The organism is Sphingomonas adhaesiva (genome assembly GCF_036946305.1).
GTDB classification, from domain to species: Bacteria; Pseudomonadota; Alphaproteobacteria; order Sphingomonadales; family Sphingomonadaceae; genus Sphingomonas; species Sphingomonas adhaesiva_B.
On the sequence record NZ_JAQIJJ010000002.1, the window covers coordinates 126,349 to 145,686 of the forward strand.

Consider the following 19,338-nt stretch of genomic DNA (forward strand, 5'->3'; position numbering starts at 1 on the left):
CATTTCACTCCTCCTCGCCCCGGGGGCGGGGACCGCCGCGCAACGCAACGTTTGCGGCCAACCCCCTCCACCAGCCTGCGGCTGGTCCCCCTCCCCGTTCCGGGGAGGATGTCACAGCGGGATATTGTCATGCTTCTTCCACGGATTTTCGAGGCTCTTGTGCCGCAGCTTGCGCAGCCCCAGCGCGATCCGGCGGCGGGTCGAGTGCGGCTGGATCACCTCGTCGACGAAGCCCTTGCTCGCCGCCACGAACGGATTGGCGAAGCGCGCCTCATATTCCGCGGTCTTCTCCGCGATGCCGACCTCGTTCAGCCCGCGGAAGATGATCTCCACCGCGCCCTTGGCGCCCATCACCGCGATCTCCGCGGTCGGCCAGGCGTAGTTCAGATCGCCGCGCAAATGCTTCGACGCCATCACGTCATAGGCGCCGCCATAGGCCTTGCGCGTGATGACGGTGATCTTGGGCACGGTCGCCTCGGCATAGGCGAACAGCAGCTTCGCCCCGTGCTTGATGATCCCGTTATGCTCCTGCGCGGTGCCGGGCAGGAAGCCGGGGACATCGACGAAGGTGACGATCGGGATCTCGAAAGCGTCGCAGAAGCGGACGAAGCGCGCGCCCTTGCGGCTGGAATTGATGTCGAGCACGCCCGCCAGCACCATCGGCTGGTTGGCGACGATGCCGACGGTGCGCCCCTCGACGCGGCCGAAGCCGGTGATGATGTTGCCGCCATGCGCGGGCTGCACCTCGAAGAAATCGCCTTCGTCGACGACCTTCCGGATCAGCTCGTGCATGTCGTAGGGCTGATTGGCGCTCGCCGGGATCAGCGTGTCGAGGCTTTCCTCGATACGGTCCCAGGGGTCGTCGGTCGGCCGTTCCGGCACGCCGTCCCGGTTCGAGGCAGGCAGGAAGTCGATGAAGTCGCGCGCCGCCAGCAGCGCCTCGATATCGTCCTCGAACGCGACGTCGGCGACGCTGGTCTTGGTGGTGTGCGTCACCGCGCCGCCCAGCGCCTCCTGCGTCACCACCTCGTTGGTCACCGTCTTCACCACGTCGGGGCCGGTGACGAACATGTAGCTGGAATCCTTCACCATGAAGATGAAGTCGGTCATCGCCGGCGAATAGACCGCACCGCCCGCGCACGGCCCCATGATGAGGGAGAGCTGCGGCACCACGCCCGATGCCAGCACGTTGCGCTGGAACACCTCGGCATAGCCGCCCAGCGACGCCACGCCTTCCTGGATGCGCGCGCCGCCGCTGTCGTTGAGGCCGATCACCGGCGCACCGACCTTCATCGCCATGTCCATGATCTTGCAAATCTTCTGCGCATGCCGCTCCGACAGCGAGCCGCCGAAGACGGTGAAATCCTGCGAGAAGACGAACACCAGCCGCCCGTTGATCGTCCCCGATCCGGTGACCACGCCGTCACCCGGCACCACCTGATCCTGCATCCCGAAATCGACGCAATTGTGCTCGACGAACATGTCGAGCTCCTCGAAACTGCCTTCGTCGAGCAGCACGTCGAGCCGCTCGCGCGCGGTCAGCTTGCCCTTGGCATGCTGCGCGTCGATGCGCTTCTGCCCGCCGCCGATCCGCGCGGCGGCACGGCGCTTCTCCAGTTCCGCGATGGTGGACGACATCCAACTCTCCTTCTGGCGCGAGGGGCCTTCCTGCCCGCGGTCGGCGCACAGGGCAAATGTGAAGTTGCGAAGTTGCGAATGGATGATTTGCGAATTATCTGTGCCGTTCGTGCTGAGGAGGCACTGAGCTTGTCGAAGTGCCGTCTCGAAGCAGCGTTGCGCATGCCCTTCGAGACGGGGCTGCGCCCCTCCTCAGGGCGAACGGACGAACGGTTAGCATCATGACTAGCACCCGTCTCTACGCCGGACAGCAGCTGCGCACGCTCCGCCGCACCGCCGCGCTCAACCAGCGGGCGATGGCGGCGCGGCTGGGGCTGTCGGTCAGCTATCTGTCGCAGCTGGAAAGCGACGAACGTCCGCTGACCGCCGCGGTCACCGCGGCGCTGGCGCAGCATTTCCCCGCCGCGCTGGCGGGTATCGAGGGCGAGGTCCCTGCCCGTCGCCTCGCCGCGCTGGCGCAGGCGCTGGCCGACCCGACCGTCGCGCCGATGCCACCGGAGGAGATCGCGCGGCTGGCGGAGGAGCGTCCCGACGTCGCCGACCGGCTGATCGCGCTCCACGCCGCCAAGCGCGCGACCGAGGAACGCGTCGCGCTCGCGGAAGAGGCGATGACCGCCGGCGTCGGCGGACGCCTTCCGTGGGAGGCGGTACGCGACTGGTTCCACGACGCGGGCAATTACGTCGACCTGCTCGATCGCGCGGCGGAGGTGCTGGCGGGCGATCCGGCCGCTCGCCTGCGCGACCTGGGCGTCGCCATCGCCATCGATGCGGACGAGGACGCGCCGCTCGCGCGGTTCGATGGCGCGAGGCTGACGCTCAACGCCGCCTTGCCGGCGGAAAGCCGCGCCTTCCTGATCGCGCATCGCGTCGCCGCGATCGCCTTCGCCGACCCGATCGCCGCGATCGTGGAGGAGGCGCCGCTGGCGCAGCCGCAGGCACGGCGGCTGCTGTCGATCGGGCTCGCCAATTATGCCGCGGGCGCGCTGGTCATGCCCTATCGCGCTTTTCGCGCCGAGGCGCGCCGCGTGCGCCACGATATCGACCGGCTGTCGCGCCGCTTCGGCGTCAGCTTCGAACAGGCGTGCCACCGCCTCTCCACGCTGCAACGCCCGGGCGAGGAGGGCATCCCCTTCTATTTCTGCCGCGTCGACATGGCGGGCAACATCACCAAGCGCCATTCCGCCACCCGGCTCCAGTTCGCGCGCTTCGGCGGGGCGTGCCCCTTGTGGCATGTCCATGAAGCCGTCGCGATCCCCGACCGCATCCTGGTCCAGCATGCCGAGACGCCCGACGGCGTGCGCTATGTCTCGATGGCCAAGGGGCTGGTGAAGCCATCGGGCCGGTTCGCGCGGAGCCCGCGCCGTTATGCGGTGGCGCTGGGGTGCGAGGCGACGCATGCCGCCGACTTCGTCTATGCCGATGCAGTCGATGCGCGCGGCCTCGCGACGCCGATCGGGATCAGTTGCCGGCTGTGCCCGCGCACCGACTGCGACCAGCGTGCCTTCCCCCCCACCGACCGCGCGATCGCGGTCGAGGGGGAGGTGCGCGGCGTGGTGCCGTATCGGGTGGTGTAACGCGCTATATCCGCCAGCGGATCGTGGCGCCGATCGTGCGCGGGTCGCTGGGCGTGCCGACGATCAGCCCGGAATTGCCCGCCTGCACCGTCACGTTCTGGATGTAATCGGCGTCCAGCAGGTTGCGCGCCCACAGGATCGCCTCGGTCCCGTCGGCGAAGCGATAGCCGATGTTGGCGTTGGTCAGGTTGTAGCCGCGGATATAGGTGAAGCGCGACAGCGCCGGATCGCCGTCGAATCCGCTGCGCGAGGCGGTGTCGACATGGACGAACAAGGCCCCGCGCGCATAATCCAGCCCCGCGGTCAGCGCGAAGCGCGGCAGCGAGGCGAGCCGCCGCCCGGTCAGGCTGCACCGCGTCGTCGCCGCGGTCTGCACCTCCAGCGGGCACGGCCCCGCGGGATAGTCGCTGTAGCGCCCGTCCGACCAGGCGAAGGCGGTACGCGCGCTCAACCCCGGCAGGATCAGCGCGACCACGTCGGCCTCGACGCCCTTCACCGTGACGCGCGGGATGTTCGACAGGTAGCCGCGCAGCTGCGCCGTCTGCGTCAGCGAATTCTCCACGATCGTCGCCTGGAAATCGCGTACCTTGGTATAGAAGCCGTCGATATTTGCGGTCACGCGCCCGCCGAACAGCGTGTTCTTCAGCCCGATCTCATAGGTTTCGTTGCGCTCCGGGCGGACCACCGCGGTGGCGAGGACGGGATTGTTGTTCGTGTCGAGCGGCAGGCCGGACATGTTGATCCCGCCCGATTTGAACCCGCGGGCGTAGCTGGCATAGGCCAACGTCGCGCCGGTCGCCTGCCACGCGAGATTGGCGCGGCCCGACAGGCTGCCGTCGCTGTCGTGCGCCTCGTAGTTTTGCGGGCGCAGCACGCCGAGGCGGGCGCTGACCAGCGCGGCGTTGGTGGTGGCGAGGCCGCCGGAGACGGTGGTGGCGTAATAACCGTCCTTCTCCTCCTGCGTATAGCGCAGGCCGACGGTCGCGGTCAGCGTGGGGAGGAAGCGCCAGTTCGCCTCGCCGAAGGCGGCGTAGCTGAGGCTGCGGAAGTCGGTGCGGCCGTCCTGGCCGTAGCCGTCGAGCAGGTTCGTCGGCACAGGGGTATTGTTCGCCCCCGTCGTCGTGCCGATCAGATATTGTGCCGCCGCGGGACCATAGATGCTGATCGGCCGCCCGGTCAGCCGCTGGCGGAAGCCGTAGAGCCCGACGACATAGGACAGCGGCCCCTCGCCGTTGGAGGCGAGGCGCAGTTCCTGGCTGTACTGGTCCTGCCGCGACGGAATGTGCTGCGACAATTGCACGGGCAAGCCGGTGTAATCGCGGTCGTTTTCCGCATCCCAGTTCCAGAAGCGCCACGCGCTGACCGAGGTGAGCGTGACCGGCCCCAGGTTCCAGTCGGTGATCGCGGCGACCCCGCCTTCGTTGGTGTCGACGCCCAGCGGTCCGTCGATATCGGTCAGGCGATCGTAGGCGTTGGTGCTGGGGGGCGCATAGCCGAATTGCGCCGCCAGCCCGTTGGGACCGTCGAACTGGCGGGTGGGGCTGCGCTGGCTGGTGCCGGTGCGCAGATAGACCTGCGTGCAGCAATAGGCCTGGAAGTTGGTGAAGTCGGCGCTGACACGCATCCGGATCGTATCGTCCGGCTTGAACAGCAGCTGCCCCCGCACCGCCTGCGTCCCCAATGTATTGGCGTCGCGACCCGTGCGGATGTTGGCGATAACGCCGTCGCGACGTGTCGAAACCCCCGACACGCGATAGGCGATGGTGTCGGTAAGCGGTCCTGAGGCCCAGCCTTTCGCCTGGACGAAGTTGAAATCGCCATAGGACAGTTCGGCGAATCCCTCGCGCGTGAAGGTCGGCGCGCGGGTGGTGATGTTGAGCGCGCCCGCGGTCGTGTTCTTCCCGAACAGCGTCCCCTGCGGCCCGCGCAATTCCTCCACCTGCTCGATATCGGCGAAGTCGAACGCCGCGGTGGCGGGGCGCGCGTGATAGACCTGATCGACGTAGAAGCCGACGCCCGGCTCCAGCCCGTCGTTCGCCTGGCTGACCGCGACGACGCTGGAGCCCAGCCCGCGGATCGTGAAGGCGGTGTTGCGCGGGTTGGCCGAGCTGTAGTTCAGCGTCGGGATCAGCGTGGTCAGCGCCTGCGTGTTGACGGTGTAGCTCTGGTCGAGGAGCGCGCCGCCGACCACCGAGAGCGCGGCGGGGACGCGCTGCGCATCCTCCGCGCGGCGGCGCGCGGTGACGACGACTTCGGGGAGGCGGGCGGGGTCGGCCTCGGTATCTGCCGGTTCGGCATGAGCGGGGGCGGCGGGCAGCAGCGCGATGGTCGCGCCCAGGAGAGCGGCGAGGCGCTTCGACATCGGTGGATATTCCCCTTTTTGGTTATATCCGAGTGTATATCGATGCTGTATCGGGGCGTATATAGCCGGTTTCTGGCCCCTCCCTTTCAAGGGAGGGGTTGGGGGTGGGTGGAGGCTTGGTGATACGGAGGGGCTGGGCGCGCGGCGGCCGTATCGTCAGGACGCCACCCACCATCATCGGGTGATCCATGCCCCGCATGGATCAAAAATGCCCGGGGGGCATTTCGACCCGATGATCCCCTCCCTTGAAAGGGAGGGGAGGAACTTGGTTCGTCACCCCGGACTTGATCCGGGGTCCCGCTATATCAAAACCTCGTAGAAGAAGCGGGACCCCGGCTCAGGGCCGGGGTGACGCGTGCGAGGGTCAGGCGGCTTCGTCGTAGGGGATGCCCGCCGCCGCGGCGAGGAGGCGTTTTTCGAGGGTGCGGACGCGCGCGCCGGGTGCCAGCTTGTCGCCGGTCAGGTCGGTCAGGTAGAAGACGTCGACCGCGCGCTCGCCATAGGTGGCGACGTGCGCGGAGTGGATCGTCACCTTCGATACGAACAGCGCATAGGCGAGCTGGTTGAGCAGCGCGGGCCGGTCGCGCGCCGCCACCTCCACCACGGTGAAGCGGTTGGACGCCTTGTTCTCCACCAGCACGCTGGGTTCGATGCGAAAGGCGTCGGCGCGGGTGCGCGGCAGCGGCTTCGCCTTCAGCCGGTCGGTCATCTTGCCGCGCCCGGCGAGCGCATCGGCGATCGCGGTCTTCAGCCGGTCGAGCTGCCCCGCCTCGGCGAAAGGGCGGCCCAGCGGATCCTGTACCAGGAAATTGTCGAGCGCCATGCCGTCGCGCGTGGTGTGGATGCGCGCGTCGATGATGTTCCCGCCCGCGACATGGATCGCGCCCGCGATGCGGCTGAACAGCCCGGGGTGGTCGGCGGCATAGACCGTCACCAGGGTCGCGCCGCGCTCCGGATAGACATGCGCGTCGATTGACAGCGGGACGTCCTGCACCCCCGCGACGAAGGCGGCATTGTGCGCCAGCACGTCGCCCGGCTCCGCGATCCAATAGGCCTCGGGCAGGCGGCGCGCATAGGTGGCGAGCGTCTCCGCGCTCCACCCCATCGCCACGCGCAGCCCCTCCTGCTTGGCCTCCAGCCGCTCGCCGCGCCCGCGCTGCTTGTGGCCGAGCCGCAGCACCTCCTCCGCGGCATCGTACAGGTCGCCGAGCAACTGCCCCTTCCACCCGTTCCACGTCCCCGGCCCGACCGCGCGGATATCGACCACCGTCAGCACCAGCAGCAGCCGCAACCGCTCCGGGCTTTGCACCACCTCCGCGAAGTCGAGGATCGTCTTGAAATCGGCCAGGTCGCGCTTGAACGCGGTGGCGGACATCAGCAGGTGCCAGCGCACCAGCCACGCCACCGTCTCCGTCTCCGCGCGCGTCAGCCCGAAGCGCGGGCACAGCCGCTCCGCCACCTCCGCGCCCAGGATCGAGTGATCGCCGCCGCGCCCCTTGGCGATATCGTGCAGCAGCACCGCGACATACAGCACGCGGCGCGACACGATCTGCTCGATCAGCGCGCTGGGCAGCGGATGGTCCGCCTTCAGCTCGCCCTTTTCCAGCCGCGCGACCAGGCCGATGGCGCGGATGGTATGCTCGTCGACGGTATAATGGTGGTACATGTCGAACTGCATCTGCGCCACGACGCGCGCGAAATCGGGCACGAACCGGCCCAGCACGCCGGTCTCGTTCATCCAGCGCAGCACCAGCTCGGGATCGTTGCGGCTGGTCAGCAGGTCGAGGAACAGCGCATTGGCGCGCGCATCGCGCCGGACCGAGGCGACCAGCTTCGCATCGCGCGTCGCGCAGCGCAGTGCGAGCGGATGGATCTCCGTCTTCTGCTGCGCGGCGATCGCGAACACCTCGACCAGCCGCACCGGATCGTCGCGGAAGAACGCATCATCGGGCAGCGCGATGCGCCCGCGGTCCAGCACGAAGCCGTTCAACCGCCGCGGCGCGCGCGTGATCTTCGGCAGGCGCGCACGCCGCGAGTAACGCTCCTCCAGATGCGCCAGGAACAGGCCGGTCAGCGACCCCACGGTGCGCGCCTGGAGGAAATAGAATTGCATGAAGCGTTCGACCGCGGGCTTGCCCGGCCGCGCGGCGTAGCGCATCCGCTCCGCGATCTCGCGCTGGTAATCGAACGTCAGCCGGTCCTCGCCGCGCCCCGCGATCAGGTGGAGGTGGCAGCGCACCGCCCACAGGAAGTTCTCGGCACGGTGGAACAGGCGATATTCCTCGCGCGTGAACAGACCCAGCTCGACCAGCTCGACCGCGCGCTGGACGTCATAGGCGTATTTCCCGATCCAGAAGAGCGCGTGGAGATCGCGCAGGCCGCCCTTGCCCTCCTTCACATTGGGTTCGACGACGTAGCGCGTGTCGCCCATGCGAACGTGACGCTGGTTGCGCTCCTCCAGCTTGTCGGCGATGAACTGCCGCTCCGTGCCCGCCCGCACGTCGTCGCGGAAGCGGCGCGAGGTTTCGGCGTACAGCGCCTCGTCGCCCCAGACATAGCGCCCCTCCAGCAGCGCGGTGCGCACGGTGACGTCGGCCTTCGCCTGGCGCACGACATCGTCCATCGAGCGGCTGGAATGGCCGATCTTCAGCCCCAGGTCCCACAACGTGTAGAGCATCGATTCGATCGCCTGCTCCGCCCAGGGCGTCTGCTTCCACGGCGTGACGAAGCCGATGTCGACATCGGAGAAGGGCGCCATCTCGCCGCGGCCATAGCCGCCGACCGCGATCAGCAGCAGCCGCTCCGCCGCGGTCGGATTGCTGAGCGGGTACAGCCGCTGCGTCGTGAAGTCGGCCAGCGCGATCAGCAGCCGGTCGACCAGATAGGCCTGCGCGTTGGCCGCCTCCAGCCCGCGCGACGGGTTCGCCTCCAGCCGCCGCGCGATCTCCGCGCGCCCGGCGTCGAGCGCGGCGCGCAGCACGCCGCTGGCGGCCTTGCGCGCCGCGGCCTTCTCGACGGGATCGATCCGCGCCAGCGCCTCGGCGAGCGCGCGATGGTCGACGATGGCACGACGGTGGGGGAGGTGATCGAAACGGCCGCTCATGCGCGCGGCATAATGGATCGGGGGCGTGGCGTCGCCCCCTGGCGCGCAGATCGTCACCCCGGGCCTGACCCGGGGTCCCGCTCATATCGCGGCGTCGCAGAAGAAGCGGGACCCCGGATCACGTCCGGGGTGACGCACCTACTCCTCCCGCGCCAGCGCCTTCAGCCGGTACAGCGTGTCGAGCGCCTCGCGCGGGGTGAGCGCGTCCACGTCGAGCGCCTCCACCTCGGCCCGGATCGCGTCGCATTGCGCCTCCTCCGCCTGCGCGGCGGCGGCGAACAGCGGCAGGTCGTCCAGCCCCGCGGCCAGCCCGCCGGTCTTCGCGCGCCCCGCCTCCAGCTTGGCCAGCACCGCCTTGGCACGCTGCACCGTGGCGGGCGGCATGCCGGCGAGCCGCGCGACGGCGAGGCCGTAGCTGCGGTCGGCGGGGCCGTCGGACACTTCGTGGAGCAGCACCAGCTCCCCCTTCCACTCGCGCGCGCGGACGTGGTGGAGCGACAGCGCGTCGCAGCGTTCGGCCAGCCGCGTCAGTTCGTGGTAATGGGTCGCGAACAGGCAGCGGCAGCGATTGTCCTCATGGATCGCCTCCACCACCGCCCAGGCGATGGCGAGCCCGTCATAGGTGGAGGTGCCGCGCCCGACCTCGTCGAGGATCACGAAGCTGCGCTCGGTCGCCTGCGCGAGGATGGCGGCGGTCTCGACCATCTCGACCATGAAGGTGGAGCGGCCGCGCGCGAGATTGTCCGACGCGCCGACGCGGCTGAACAGCCGGTCGACCAGCCCCAGCCGCGCCGCCGACGCGGGGACATAGGCGCCCGCCTGCGCCAGCACCGCGATCAGCGCGTTCTGGCGCAGGAAGGTCGACTTGCCGCCCATGTTCGGCCCCGTTACCAGCCACAGCCGCGAGCGGTCGCCGAGCACGCAGTCGTTGGCGACGAAGCGGTCGCCGCTCCGCGCCAGCGCCGCCTCGACCACCGGGTGGCGGCCGTCGCGCACGTCGAAGCAAGCCTCCCCGGCGAAGGCGGGGCGCGTCCAGGCACCCTCGACCGCGCGCTCGGCGAGTGCTGCGGCGACATCGATGCGGGCGAGCGCATCGGCGGTGGCGGCGACGGCCTCCCGGCTCGCCAGCGCCTGCGCGGTGAGATCCTCCAGATGCGCCGCCTCCGCCGCCAGCGCGTGCGCGCCCGATTGCGTCACGCTGGCGGCGACCTCGTGCAGCTCGGGCGCGTTGAAGCGGACCACGCCGGCCAGCGTCTGGCGATGGGTGAAGCCCGAATCCGCCGTCATCAGCGGGTCGGCGAATTTGGCCGGCACCTCGATATGATAGCCGAGCACGCCATTGTGGCGGATCTTGAGCGCGGCGATCCCGGTGCGCTGGCGGAAGGTCGCCTCCAGCGCGGCGATGGCGCGACGCCCGCCGCTGCCCGTCTCGCGCAACGCGTCGAGCGCGCTGTCGTAGCCCGCGGCGATATAGCCGCCGTCGCCCGCGTCGATCGGCGGCGCTGGCACCAGCGCGCGCTTGAGCAGGTCGATCAGCGCGCCATGGCCGCGCAGCCGCGGTGCGATCTCCGCCAGCAGCGCGGGCGCGGGCTGGATCGCGCCGAGCCGGTCGCCCAGCGCCCAGGCGGCATCGAGGCCGTCGCGCAGCTGCCCCAGATCGCGCGGACTGCCCCGCCCCGCCGCCAGCCGCCCCAGCGCGCGGCCGATATCGGGCAGCGCGCGCAGCGCGGCACGGGTGCGCTCACGCAATGCCGCATCGTCGTGGAACAGCGCGACCAGATCGAGCCGCGCGTCGATCGCGGCGCGCTGCATCAGCGGCGCGCCGATGTCGGCGGCCAGCAACCGCGCGCCGGCGCCCGTCACGGTGCGGTCGACCGCGTCGAGCAGGCTGCCCTTGCGCTGCCCCGATGCGGTCGCGGTCAGCTCCAGGCTCTCGCGCGTGGCGGCGTCGATCGCCATCGTGTCGGCCGATGCCGCCAGCACCGGCGGGCGCAGGAACGGCAGCTGTCCCTTGGCGGTATGGTCCAGATACGCGACCAGCCCGCCCGCCGCGGCCAGCTCCGCGCGCCCGAACCGCCCGAACCCGTCGAGCGTGGCGACCCCGAACAGCCGCTTCAGCCGCGCCTCGCCAGCAGCACTGTCGAACTCGCCGCGCGGGCGCCAGACGGTGGCGGGCACGTCGCCGCCCTCCGCCGCGACCACCTCCGCCGCGGCGAGGCGCGCGAGTTCGGCGCCCAGCGCCGCGGGGGCGCAGGCGATCACCTCGAAGCGGCCGGTCGAGACGTCGGCGGCGGCGACCGCCACCTCGCCGCCTGCCTCGCCCACCGCGACGCACCAATTGGCGGCGCGTGCGTCGAGCAACGTCTCCTCGGTCAGCGTGCCGGCGGTGACGACGCGCACGATCGCGCGGTTGACCAGCGCCTTCGACCCGCGCGCCTTGCGCGCCGCCTCGGGGCTTTCGGTCTGTTCGGCGATGGCGACGCGGTGGCCGGCCTTGATCAGCCGCTGGAGATAGGCGGTCGCGGCATGGACCGGCACGCCGCACATCGGCACCTTCTCGCCCGCATGTTCCCCGCGCGCGGTCAGCGCGATGTCGAGCACCTGGCTGGCGATGCGCGCATCGTCGAAGAACAGCTCGAAGAAATCGCCCATGCGGTAGAAGAGCAGGCAATCCTCCGACTCCGCCTTGAGCGCGTGATATTGCGCCATCATCGGCGTGGGGGCGGGGGTGGTCGTCATGCAGGGTCAGTCCGGGAGGCGCGCGCCGTGGCGGACCGCCAGGATCGAGACGATGTTACCATCGGTTTCATAACGCAGGATATATGGTGCAACGGTCGTCAGCTCCCGCAGCCCGTCCTCCGCAGGACGTCCGCGATGGGGGAAATCAGAAAGGCTGTCGCCTAGAGCAAAGAGGCGGTTGGCGATCCGCTCCGCGGCGGCAGGATTGAACTGTTCGATGTATGATACGATCAGGTCGACTTCCTCCAGCGCCTGATCGGTCCATTCAACGATCGCCATTGCGCGCGGCGAGCCACTCCTTGAAGGGCAAGCGATTCGCCTTCCCCCACGTCATCAACCACTCCTTGACGACCTCATGCGAATGGACGCGCCCAGCCGCCACATCCGCGCGCGCGCGCGCGATCGCAGCCGCCTCGGCATCGCGATCACGCTCCTCGAAGATGGTGGGCTCATGCTTCATGCGCGCAACATAATCCACAGCGCCACTGATGGCCATGCCCCGGTTTGACCGCAAGCAACGGGATGCGCGCGCCGCGCCCGCGCGATACACCGGCGCACATGCTCTACCGCACCATCATCCCCTCCCCGGTCGGCACGCTGACATTGGTCGCGAGCGATGCGGGACTCGTCGCGATCCTGTGGCCGGACGATGCGCCCTGGCGCGTGCGGCTGGCGGCGGCGCAGGAGGCGCCCGACCATCCCGTCCTCACTGCCGCCGCCACGCAGCTGGCGGAATATTTCGCGGGCACGCGCACCGCGTTCGACCTGCCGCTGGCGCCGGTCGGCACCGATTTCCAGCGCGCGGTATGGCGCGCGCTGGACGCGATCCCCTATGGCGAGACGCGCAGCTATGCCGATATCGCGCGCACCATCGGGCGCCCCACCGCGACGCGCGCGGTGGGTGCCGCCAACGGGCGCAACCCGATCTCGATCGTCACGCCCTGCCACCGCGTCATCGGCGCGTCCGGCGCGCTGACCGGGTTCGCGGGCGGGCTGGCGGCCAAGCAATTGCTGCTGACGCTCGAAAGACGAGATACTTAGCGCTCGGCCGTTTCCATTTTCCGCCGCTTTCCCTAAGGGCACGCGCATGACCGACGATCGCGCGCCCGCCCCGGTTCCGACCGAAGACCGCAACCTCCAGTTTTCCGAGCGCGAAGCGCTGCTGTTCCATTCGGAAGGGCGCCCCGGCAAGATCGAGATCATCGCCTCCAAGCCGATGGCGACGCAGCGCGACCTGGCGCTGGCCTATTCGCCCGGCGTCGCGGTGCCGGTACAGGCGATCGCGGACGATCCCGCCACCGCCTATGACTATACCGCCAAGGGCAATCTGGTCGCGGTGATCTCCAACGGCACCGCGATCCTGGGCATGGGTAACCTCGGCGCGCTCGCGTCGAAGCCGGTGATGGAGGGCAAGGCGGTCCTCTTCAAGCGCTTCGCCGATGTCGACGCGATCGACATCGAGCTGAAGGGCGAGGACGTCGACCGCCTGATCGATGCGATCGAGTTGATGGAGCCGAGCTTCGGCGGGATCAATCTGGAGGATATCAAGGCGCCCGAATGCTTCATCATCGAGCAGACGCTGCGCGAGCGGATGAACATCCCCGTCTTCCATGACGACCAGCACGGCACCGCGATCATCTGCGCCGCGGGCCTCCTCAATGCCTGCCTGCTGACCGGGCGCAACCTGGCCGACGTGAAGGTGGTGGTGAACGGCGCGGGCGCGGCGGCGATCGCGTGCACCGAGCTGATCAAGGCGATGGGCGTGCGCCACGACAACGTGCTGATCTGCGACCGGTCGGGCGTGATCTACCAGGGCCGCGACAAGGTGAACCAGTGGCAGTCGGCGCATGCCGCCAACACCGATCGCCGCACGCTGACCGAGGCGCTGGCGGGTGCCGACGTGTTCCTGGGCCTGTCCGCCGCGGGCGCGCTGAAGCCCGAGATGGTCAAGGACATGGCGCCCGCGCCGATCATCTTCGCGATGGCCAATCCGGAGCCGGAGATCCGCCCCGAACTGGCCAAGGCGGCGCGCCCCGATGCGATCATCGCCACCGGCCGGTCGGACTATCCCAACCAGGTCAACAACGTGCTGGGCTTCCCCTTCATCTTCCGCGGCGCGCTGGACGTGCGCGCCACCGCGGTGAACGAGGAGATGAAGATCGCCGCGGCGCAGGCGATCGCCGAGCTGGCGCGCGAGCGCGTGCCGGAGGAGGTCGCCGCCGCTTATGGCGTGCGCCATTCGTTCGGCCCCGACTATATCATCCCCGCGCCGTTCGATCCGCGGCTGATGGAGGTCGTTTCGATCGCGGTCGCCAAGGCGGCGATGGATTCGGGCGTCGCGACCAAGCCGATCCTCGACATCAACGCCTATCGCGAGGCGCTGCGCGCGCGGATGAACCCGACCACGTCGGTGCTCAGCCTCGCCTATGAAGGTGCCAAGGCGCATCCCAGGCGCGTGCTGTTCGCGGAAGGCGAGGAGGAGGTCGTCCTGCGCGCCGCGATCGCGTTCAAGGAGGGCGGCTATGGCACGCCGGTGCTGGTCGGGCGCGACGACGTGTACGAGCGGCTGCGCGCGCTGGGCGTCGAGAAGCCCGAGGAGTACGAGCTGCACAACAGCCGCGTCTCGCCGCTGGTGCCGCGGATGGTCGACTTCCTCTATGCGCGGCTCCAGCGCCGCGGCTTCCTGCGCCGCGAGGTGGAGCGGATGATCAACCAGGACCGCAACATCTTCGGTGCGGTGCTGCTCCAGCTGGGCGAGGCGGATGCGATGATCACCGGGGTCACGCGGCCCTGGGCGCAGTCGATGCGCGAGGTGAAGCGCGTGATCGACGCAGCACCCGGGCGCACCGCGTTCGGCATCCATGTGCTGGTCGGCCAGTCGCACACCGTGTTCATCGCCGACACGACGGTGAACGAGCGTCCTAATGCCGAAGAACTGGCCGATATCGCGGAGCAGACCGCGGCGGTCGCACGGCGCATGGGGCATGAGCCGCGCGTCGCGTTCCTGAGCTATTCCACCTTCGGCAATCCCGCGGGCCAGTGGCTCGACAATATCCGCGAGGCGGTCCACGTGCTGGACCAGCGGCAGGTGGGCTTCGAATATGAGGGCGAGATGTCGCCCGACGTCGCGCTCAATCCGAAGCAGCTGGCGAACTATCCGTTCGCGCGGCTGTCCGGCCCGGCCAACGTGCTGGTGATGCCGGGGCTGCAATCGGCCAACATCTCCGCCAAGCTGCTGCGCGAACTGGGCGGCGACGAGATGATCGGGCCGATGCTGGTCGGCATGGAGAAGCCGGTGCAGATCGCGCCGATGGTGTCGACCGCGAGCGAGCTGGTGACGCTGGCGGTGCTGGCGGCGGGCGGGATCGCGCGGTGATGCGGGACGCGGCGATCGACGAGGCACCCGACCCCGATCCGCTCGCCGCGCTCGAATATCTGCTGGCGGAGCGGTTCGACGATGCGATGCTGCTGTCGGAGCTGGACGGCTATCTCGCGGCGCTGATCGTCGGTCCCGACACGGTGCCGCAGTCGCGCTGGCTGCCGCGCATCTGGGGCGGCGGCCCGTCGTTGCTGACGGACGAGGCGGAGGCGCAGCGCTTCGTCGACCTGTTGATCCACCATTATGAGGAATTGCGCCGCAATATCGCAGGCGGTGCGTTCGAGCCGCTGGTCGACGTGGACGAGCGCAGCGGCGAGACGATGTGGGAGCTGTGGATCGAGGGCTTCGCGCAGGGCATGGCGCTGGCGCCGGCCGGGTGGAACCGGCTGCGCGTCACGCGCGACCCGGATGGCGCCGCCGCGATGGCGGGGATCAGCCGGCTGGTCGCGATCGCCGACCGCCTGATCGAGCTGACGCGCGAGGAAGAGGACGAATATGACCGCACCGCGACGACGCTGATCGCGGGCTGGGTGCCGATGATCGACCGTTGGCGGTTGACGCACGACCAGGGGCCGGCAACGCGCGCACCGGGGCGCAACGATCCCTGCCCGTGCGGATCGGGGAAGAAGCACAAGAAATGCTGCCTCGCCCCCGCATGACCGCATGACCGCCTGTGGCCGCGACGACACGGCAGGGGGGCGAACCGTTTCGCAGGCGACAGCGATGGCACAAACCGCGCGCTGGTGCTTTGTGACCTCATGCCGGAGAGAGAACCCGTTGTCGCGATTGGATTTCTGACCCGGCACGACCTTCATGTGCTGGGCACCGGCTTCCATCGCCTGTTCCCCGTCGCACAGGACGACGTCTTCGCCGACCTGCTCGACCGGCTCGATTCGGTCGAGGCGACGCCGCATCGCGACGGGGTGCTGATCCGCGATGCGGGCGGGACAAAGCGCCACCGCGACTGATGCGCGGAACCCCAATGCTTTCAAGGGATTGAATCGCCCTCGCAACGAGGGGACGTGAAGACCATGGCGGCGCGTGCTTACTGGCAGGGGCAGATCCGGCTGGCGCTGGTGTCGATCCCGGTGGAAATCTATTCCGCGACCCGGTCGGGCGCGTCGATCGCCTTCCGCCAGATCCACGAACCCAGCGGCAAGCCGGTCAAATACGAGAAGGTCGTTCCCGGGCTGGGCGCGATCGACACCGACGAGATCATGAAGGGGTTCGAGATCGAGAAGGGCGAATATGTCCTGCTCGATCAGGACGAGATCGACGCGGTGAAGCTGGAATCGAAGAAGACGCTGGAGCTGACCCAGTTCGTCGACGCCGGCGACATCGACGTCCTCTATTACGAAAAGCCCTATTTCGTCGTCCCCGCCGACGACCTCGCGGAGGAGGCGTTCATCGTGCTGCGCGAGGCGTTGAAGCGGACGAAGAAGGTGGGGCTGGGCCAATTGGCGATGCGCGGGCGCGAATATGTCGTCAGCCTGAAGCCGTGCGGTCGCGGCATGGTGCTGGAAACGCTGCGCTATGCCGACGAGGTGCACAAGGCGCAGGGCTATTTCCGCGACATTCCCGATGCCAAGCCCGACACGGAACTGCTCGAACTGGCCGAGGCGCTGATCGAGAAGAAGGCGGGGCCGTTCGATCCGCAGGGGTTCCACGACCGCTATGTCGATGCGCTGAAGGGCCTGATCGAGCGCAAGCGCAAGGCAAAGGGCCGCAAGATCATCGAGGACAAGGACGAGGGCGGCGGGCGCTCCGGATCGAACGTGGTCGACCTGATGGCGGCGCTGAAGAAGTCGATGGAAGGCGGCGCGGCGGCGGCGAAGAAGGCGCCCGCGAAGAAGCCCGCCGCGCGCAAGGTGCCGGCGAAACCGGCGGCGAAGAAGCGTGCTTGAGGCACGCCCACACGCGTCACCCCAGCGAAGGCTGGGGTCTCTCGCGGCGAGTGCATCGTTTTCCACTGGGAGATCCCAGCCTTCGCTGGGATGACGCAGCTGTCCGACCCCCTCGCCCCCTATAACGCCAAGCGCGACTTCACCCGCACCGCGGAGCCGGCCGGCACGCTCGCGCCCGGCCATGGCAACAGCTTCATGGTGCAGAAGCATGACGCGACGCGGCTGCACTGGGACTTCCGGCTGGAGATCGGCGGCGTGCTGAAGAGCTGGGCGGTGACGCGCGGCCCCAGCCTGGACCCCGACGAGAAGAGGCTGGCGGTGCGCACCGAGGACCATCCGCTGTCCTATGCCACGTTCGAGGGGACGATCCCCGCGGGCGAATATGGCGGCGGCACGGTGATGCTGTGGGACCGCGGCACCTGGGCGCCGATCGCGGGCAAGAGCGCGAAGGACCTGGAGAAGGGCCACCTCCACTTCGTGCTCGATGGCGAGCGGATGAAGGGCGAGTGGCTGCTGATCCGGCTGAAGCCGCGGGGGAAGGAGAAGCGCGAGAATTGGCTGCTGCGCAAGATCGACGATGCGCAGGCGGGCGGGACGGACACGTTGACGGAAACCGCGCTGACCAGCGTCGCGACCGGACGGACGATGCAGGAGATCGAACGCAACGATCCTCCCCTTGCAGGGGAGGGGGACCGCCGCGCGAAGCGCGGTGGTGGAGGGGTGGCCCGGCCCGCGAGCGGCGACACCCCTCCACCACCGGCCTCCGGCCGGCGGTCCCCCTCCCCCTCCGGGGGAGGAATCCCCCCCTTCCAACCACCCCAGCTGTGTACGTTGGTGGATAGCGTCCCCACCGGGAGCGACTGGATCCACGAGGTCAAGTACGACGGCTATCGCGCGCTGGTCGCGACCGGCGGGGGCAAGGCCAGGGTGTTCACCCGCTCCGGGCTAGACTGGAGCGACACATTCGCCGGGATCGCGGAGGCCGCGTCCGCGCTACCGCCGGCGCTGATCGATGGCGAGATCGTCGCGTTCAAGGACGGGCGGCCCGACTTCTCGACGCTGAAGGGCGCCATTTCCGCGGGCGGGGAGATGACCTTCTTCGCGTTCGACCTGCTGTCGCTGGAGGGCGAGGACCTGCGCGCCTTGCCCAATGTCCAGCGCAAGGAGCGGCTGCGCGGGCTGCTGGCCGGTGCCGACCCGCACCTGCACTTCGCCGAACATGTCGCGGGCGCGGGCGAAAGGCTGTTCGAGGCGATGTGCCGCGAGGGCTATGAGGGCATTGTCTCGAAAAAGGCCGACGCGCCGTACCGCGGGCAGCGCACGCAGGCGTGGCTGAAGATCAAATGCACGCGCCGGCAGGAGTTCGTGATCGTCGGCTGGCTGCCGTCGGACAAGAACCGCGGGCTGCGCTCGCTGCTGCTGGGCGTGTACGAGGACGGCAGGTTGCGCTACGCCGGCAAGGTCGGCACCGGCTTTTCCACCGACACGCTCCACGACCTGCGCACCCGGCTGGACCGGCTGGCGCGCAAGACCGCGACGGTCGAGGCGCCGCGCGCGGCGGTGCGGGGCGCGCATTGGGTAACGCCCCGGCTGGTGGCCGAGATCGCCTTTACCGAGACGACACCCGACGGCGTGCTGCGCCACCCGAGCTTCCTGGGGCTGCGCGGCGACAAGCCGGCGAAGGAGGTGGTGATCGAACGCCCCGCGCCCGCCACCTCTGCCGCGCCGGCCAGTACGGTCAAGGTGTCGAGCCGCGACCGCCTGATCTTCCCCGAAAGCCGCGTCACCAAGGGCGATCTGGCGGATTATTACGCACGCATCGCGCCGGTGATGCTGCCCTGGGTCGCCCATCGCCCGGTCAGCCTGGTGCGCTGTCCACAGGGACGCGCGAAGCAATGCTTCTTCCAGAAGCATGACGCCGGGTCGTTCGGCGAGCAGGTCCACACAGTGCCGATCCGCGAGAAGGACGGATCGACCGAGGATTATCTCTATGTCGACAGCGCCGACGGGCTGGTCGCCTGCGTCCAGATGGGGACGATCGAGTTCCACGGCTGGGGCGCGCAGGTCGCGGATGTGGAGAAGCCCGACCGGCTGGTGTTCGACCTCGACCCCGACGAGGGGCTGGATTTCGGCGATACCAAGAGGGCGGCGGAGCATCTGAACGCGCAACTGGCCGAACTGGGGCTGGCGAGCTTCGCGATGCTGTCGGGGGGCAAAGGCGTGCATGTCGTCGTGCCGCTGACCCCGCAGGCGGAATGGCCCGCGGTGAAGGACTTCGCCGACCGCTTCGCGCGCGCGCTGGCGCAGGCGGAGCCGGATCGGTTCGTCGCGACGATGAGCAAGGCGAAGCGCAAGGGGCGCATCTTCATCGACTGGCTGCGCAACCAGCGCGGCGCGACCGCGATCCTGCCCTATGCCGCCCGCGCCCGCGCCGGCGCGCCGGTGGCGGCGCCGGTGACGTGGAGCGAGCTGCGCGACATCGACACCGCGGCGCGGTGGAGTGTGACCGATCTGGACGAACTGCTGGACCGCGCCAACGGGCGCGCGCTGAAGGGCTGGGGCGTGGCGGAGCAGGTGTTGCCGGATTTGTAAGTGTCTGGCGTCGTCCCCGCACGGCACCGTCATCCCCGCGGAGGAGG

At 69.2% G+C, this 19,338-nt stretch carries 13 protein-coding genes; 7 read left to right on the forward strand and 6 right to left on the reverse strand.

Annotated elements, in window-relative coordinates:
* Window positions 1-111: 111 nt before the first annotated feature.
* A complete protein-coding gene (locus PGN14_RS00705; protein ID WP_335297489.1) occupies window positions 112-1,638 on the reverse strand; it encodes an acyl-CoA carboxylase subunit beta in 1,527 nt (508 codons plus the stop codon).
* A 221-nt stretch (window positions 1,639-1,859) separates the two neighbouring features.
* Between PGN14_RS00705 and PGN14_RS00710 the strand changes: the two genes are divergently transcribed.
* Window positions 1,860-3,212, forward strand: coding sequence for a helix-turn-helix domain-containing protein (locus tag PGN14_RS00710; RefSeq protein ID WP_335297490.1), 1,353 nt, complete (start codon window positions 1,860-1,862; stop codon window positions 3,210-3,212).
* Between the two features lie 4 nt (window positions 3,213-3,216).
* Here the strand turns inward: PGN14_RS00710 and PGN14_RS00715 are convergent, their stop codons facing one another.
* From PGN14_RS00715 to PGN14_RS00735, 5 genes are all read right to left on the reverse strand, one after another.
* Window positions 3,217-5,574, reverse strand: a complete 2,358-nt coding sequence (locus tag PGN14_RS00715; protein ID WP_335297491.1) for a TonB-dependent receptor — start codon at window positions 5,572-5,574, stop codon at window positions 3,217-3,219.
* Between the two features lie 364 nt (window positions 5,575-5,938).
* Window positions 5,939-8,677 carry a [protein-PII] uridylyltransferase gene (locus PGN14_RS00720; RefSeq protein WP_335297492.1) on the reverse strand — a complete coding sequence of 913 codons (2,739 nt, stop codon included), beginning with the start codon at window positions 8,675-8,677 and terminating at the stop codon, window positions 5,939-5,941.
* A gap of 138 nt (window positions 8,678-8,815) precedes the next feature.
* Window positions 8,816-11,389 (reverse strand): DNA mismatch repair protein MutS, encoded by a 2,574-nt coding sequence (gene mutS / locus PGN14_RS00725; protein ID WP_335298014.1) that lies wholly within the window; start codon window positions 11,387-11,389, stop codon window positions 8,816-8,818.
* A 33-nt stretch (window positions 11,390-11,422) separates the two neighbouring features.
* The gene (locus PGN14_RS00730) at window positions 11,423-11,695 is read right to left on the reverse strand and encodes a type II toxin-antitoxin system RelE/ParE family toxin (protein ID WP_335297493.1); all 273 of its coding nucleotides are present in this window, start codon (window positions 11,693-11,695) and stop codon (window positions 11,423-11,425) included.
* Window positions 11,682-11,912, reverse strand: a complete 231-nt coding sequence (locus PGN14_RS00735) for an antitoxin (protein ID WP_335297494.1) — start codon at window positions 11,910-11,912, stop codon at window positions 11,682-11,684. Before PGN14_RS00735 ends, PGN14_RS00730 begins: the two co-directional genes overlap by 14 nt.
* Window positions 11,913-11,938: 26 nt before the next feature.
* Between PGN14_RS00735 and PGN14_RS00740 the strand changes: the two genes are divergently transcribed.
* From PGN14_RS00740 to ligD, 6 genes are all read left to right on the forward strand, one after another.
* Window positions 11,939-12,457, forward strand: coding sequence for a methylated-DNA--[protein]-cysteine S-methyltransferase (locus PGN14_RS00740; protein WP_335297495.1), 519 nt, complete (start codon window positions 11,939-11,941; stop codon window positions 12,455-12,457).
* A gap of 46 nt (window positions 12,458-12,503) precedes the next feature.
* Complete coding sequence (locus PGN14_RS00745; protein ID WP_335297496.1) at window positions 12,504-14,792, forward strand: NADP-dependent malic enzyme; 2,289 nt, start codon at window positions 12,504-12,506, stop codon at window positions 14,790-14,792.
* The gene (locus tag PGN14_RS00750) at window positions 14,792-15,454 is read left to right on the forward strand and encodes a UPF0149 family protein (RefSeq protein WP_335298015.1); all 663 of its coding nucleotides are present in this window, start codon (window positions 14,792-14,794) and stop codon (window positions 15,452-15,454) included. The genes PGN14_RS00745 and PGN14_RS00750 overlap by 1 nt, the downstream gene beginning before the upstream one ends.
* A gap of 156 nt (window positions 15,455-15,610) precedes the next feature.
* Window positions 15,611-15,763 (forward strand): hypothetical protein, encoded by a 153-nt coding sequence (locus PGN14_RS00755; RefSeq protein ID WP_335297497.1) that lies wholly within the window; start codon window positions 15,611-15,613, stop codon window positions 15,761-15,763.
* A gap of 63 nt (window positions 15,764-15,826) precedes the next feature.
* Window positions 15,827-16,699 carry a non-homologous end joining protein Ku gene (ku, locus tag PGN14_RS00760; RefSeq protein WP_335297498.1) on the forward strand — a complete coding sequence of 291 codons (873 nt, stop codon included), beginning with the start codon at window positions 15,827-15,829 and terminating at the stop codon, window positions 16,697-16,699.
* Window positions 16,700-16,789: 90 nt separating this feature from the next.
* On the forward strand, window positions 16,790-19,291 hold the full coding sequence (gene ligD / locus PGN14_RS00765; protein WP_335297499.1) for a DNA ligase D: 2,502 nt from the start codon (window positions 16,790-16,792) through the stop codon (window positions 19,289-19,291).
* Window positions 19,292-19,338 lie beyond the last annotated feature (47 nt).

What these genes read in the sequence shown, in the direction of transcription:
- PGN14_RS00705 (WP_335297489.1), bottom strand. Translation starts at nt 1,638, where the DNA reads ATGTCGTCCACCATCGCGGAACTGGAGAAGCGCCGTGCCGCCGCGCGG.
- PGN14_RS00710 (WP_335297490.1), top strand. Translation starts at nt 1,860, where the DNA reads ATGACTAGCACCCGTCTCTACGCCGGACAGCAGCTGCGCACGCTCCGC.
- PGN14_RS00715 (WP_335297491.1), bottom strand. Translation starts at nt 5,574, where the DNA reads ATGTCGAAGCGCCTCGCCGCTCTCCTGGGCGCGACCATCGCGCTGCTG.
- PGN14_RS00720 (WP_335297492.1), bottom strand. Translation starts at nt 8,677, where the DNA reads ATGAGCGGCCGTTTCGATCACCTCCCCCACCGTCGTGCCATCGTCGAC.
- mutS (WP_335298014.1), bottom strand. Translation starts at nt 11,389, where the DNA reads ATGATGGCGCAATATCACGCGCTCAAGGCGGAGTCGGAGGATTGCCTG.
- PGN14_RS00730 (WP_335297493.1), bottom strand. Translation starts at nt 11,695, where the DNA reads ATGGCGATCGTTGAATGGACCGATCAGGCGCTGGAGGAAGTCGACCTG.
- PGN14_RS00735 (WP_335297494.1), bottom strand. Translation starts at nt 11,912, where the DNA reads ATGGCCATCAGTGGCGCTGTGGATTATGTTGCGCGCATGAAGCATGAG.
- PGN14_RS00740 (WP_335297495.1), top strand. Translation starts at nt 11,939, where the DNA reads ATGCGCGCGCCGCGCCCGCGCGATACACCGGCGCACATGCTCTACCGC.
- PGN14_RS00745 (WP_335297496.1), top strand. Translation starts at nt 12,504, where the DNA reads ATGACCGACGATCGCGCGCCCGCCCCGGTTCCGACCGAAGACCGCAAC.
- PGN14_RS00750 (WP_335298015.1), top strand. Translation starts at nt 14,792, where the DNA reads ATGCGGGACGCGGCGATCGACGAGGCACCCGACCCCGATCCGCTCGCC.
- ku (WP_335297498.1), top strand. Translation starts at nt 15,827, where the DNA reads ATGGCGGCGCGTGCTTACTGGCAGGGGCAGATCCGGCTGGCGCTGGTG.
- ligD (WP_335297499.1), top strand. Translation starts at nt 16,790, where the DNA reads ATGACGCAGCTGTCCGACCCCCTCGCCCCCTATAACGCCAAGCGCGAC.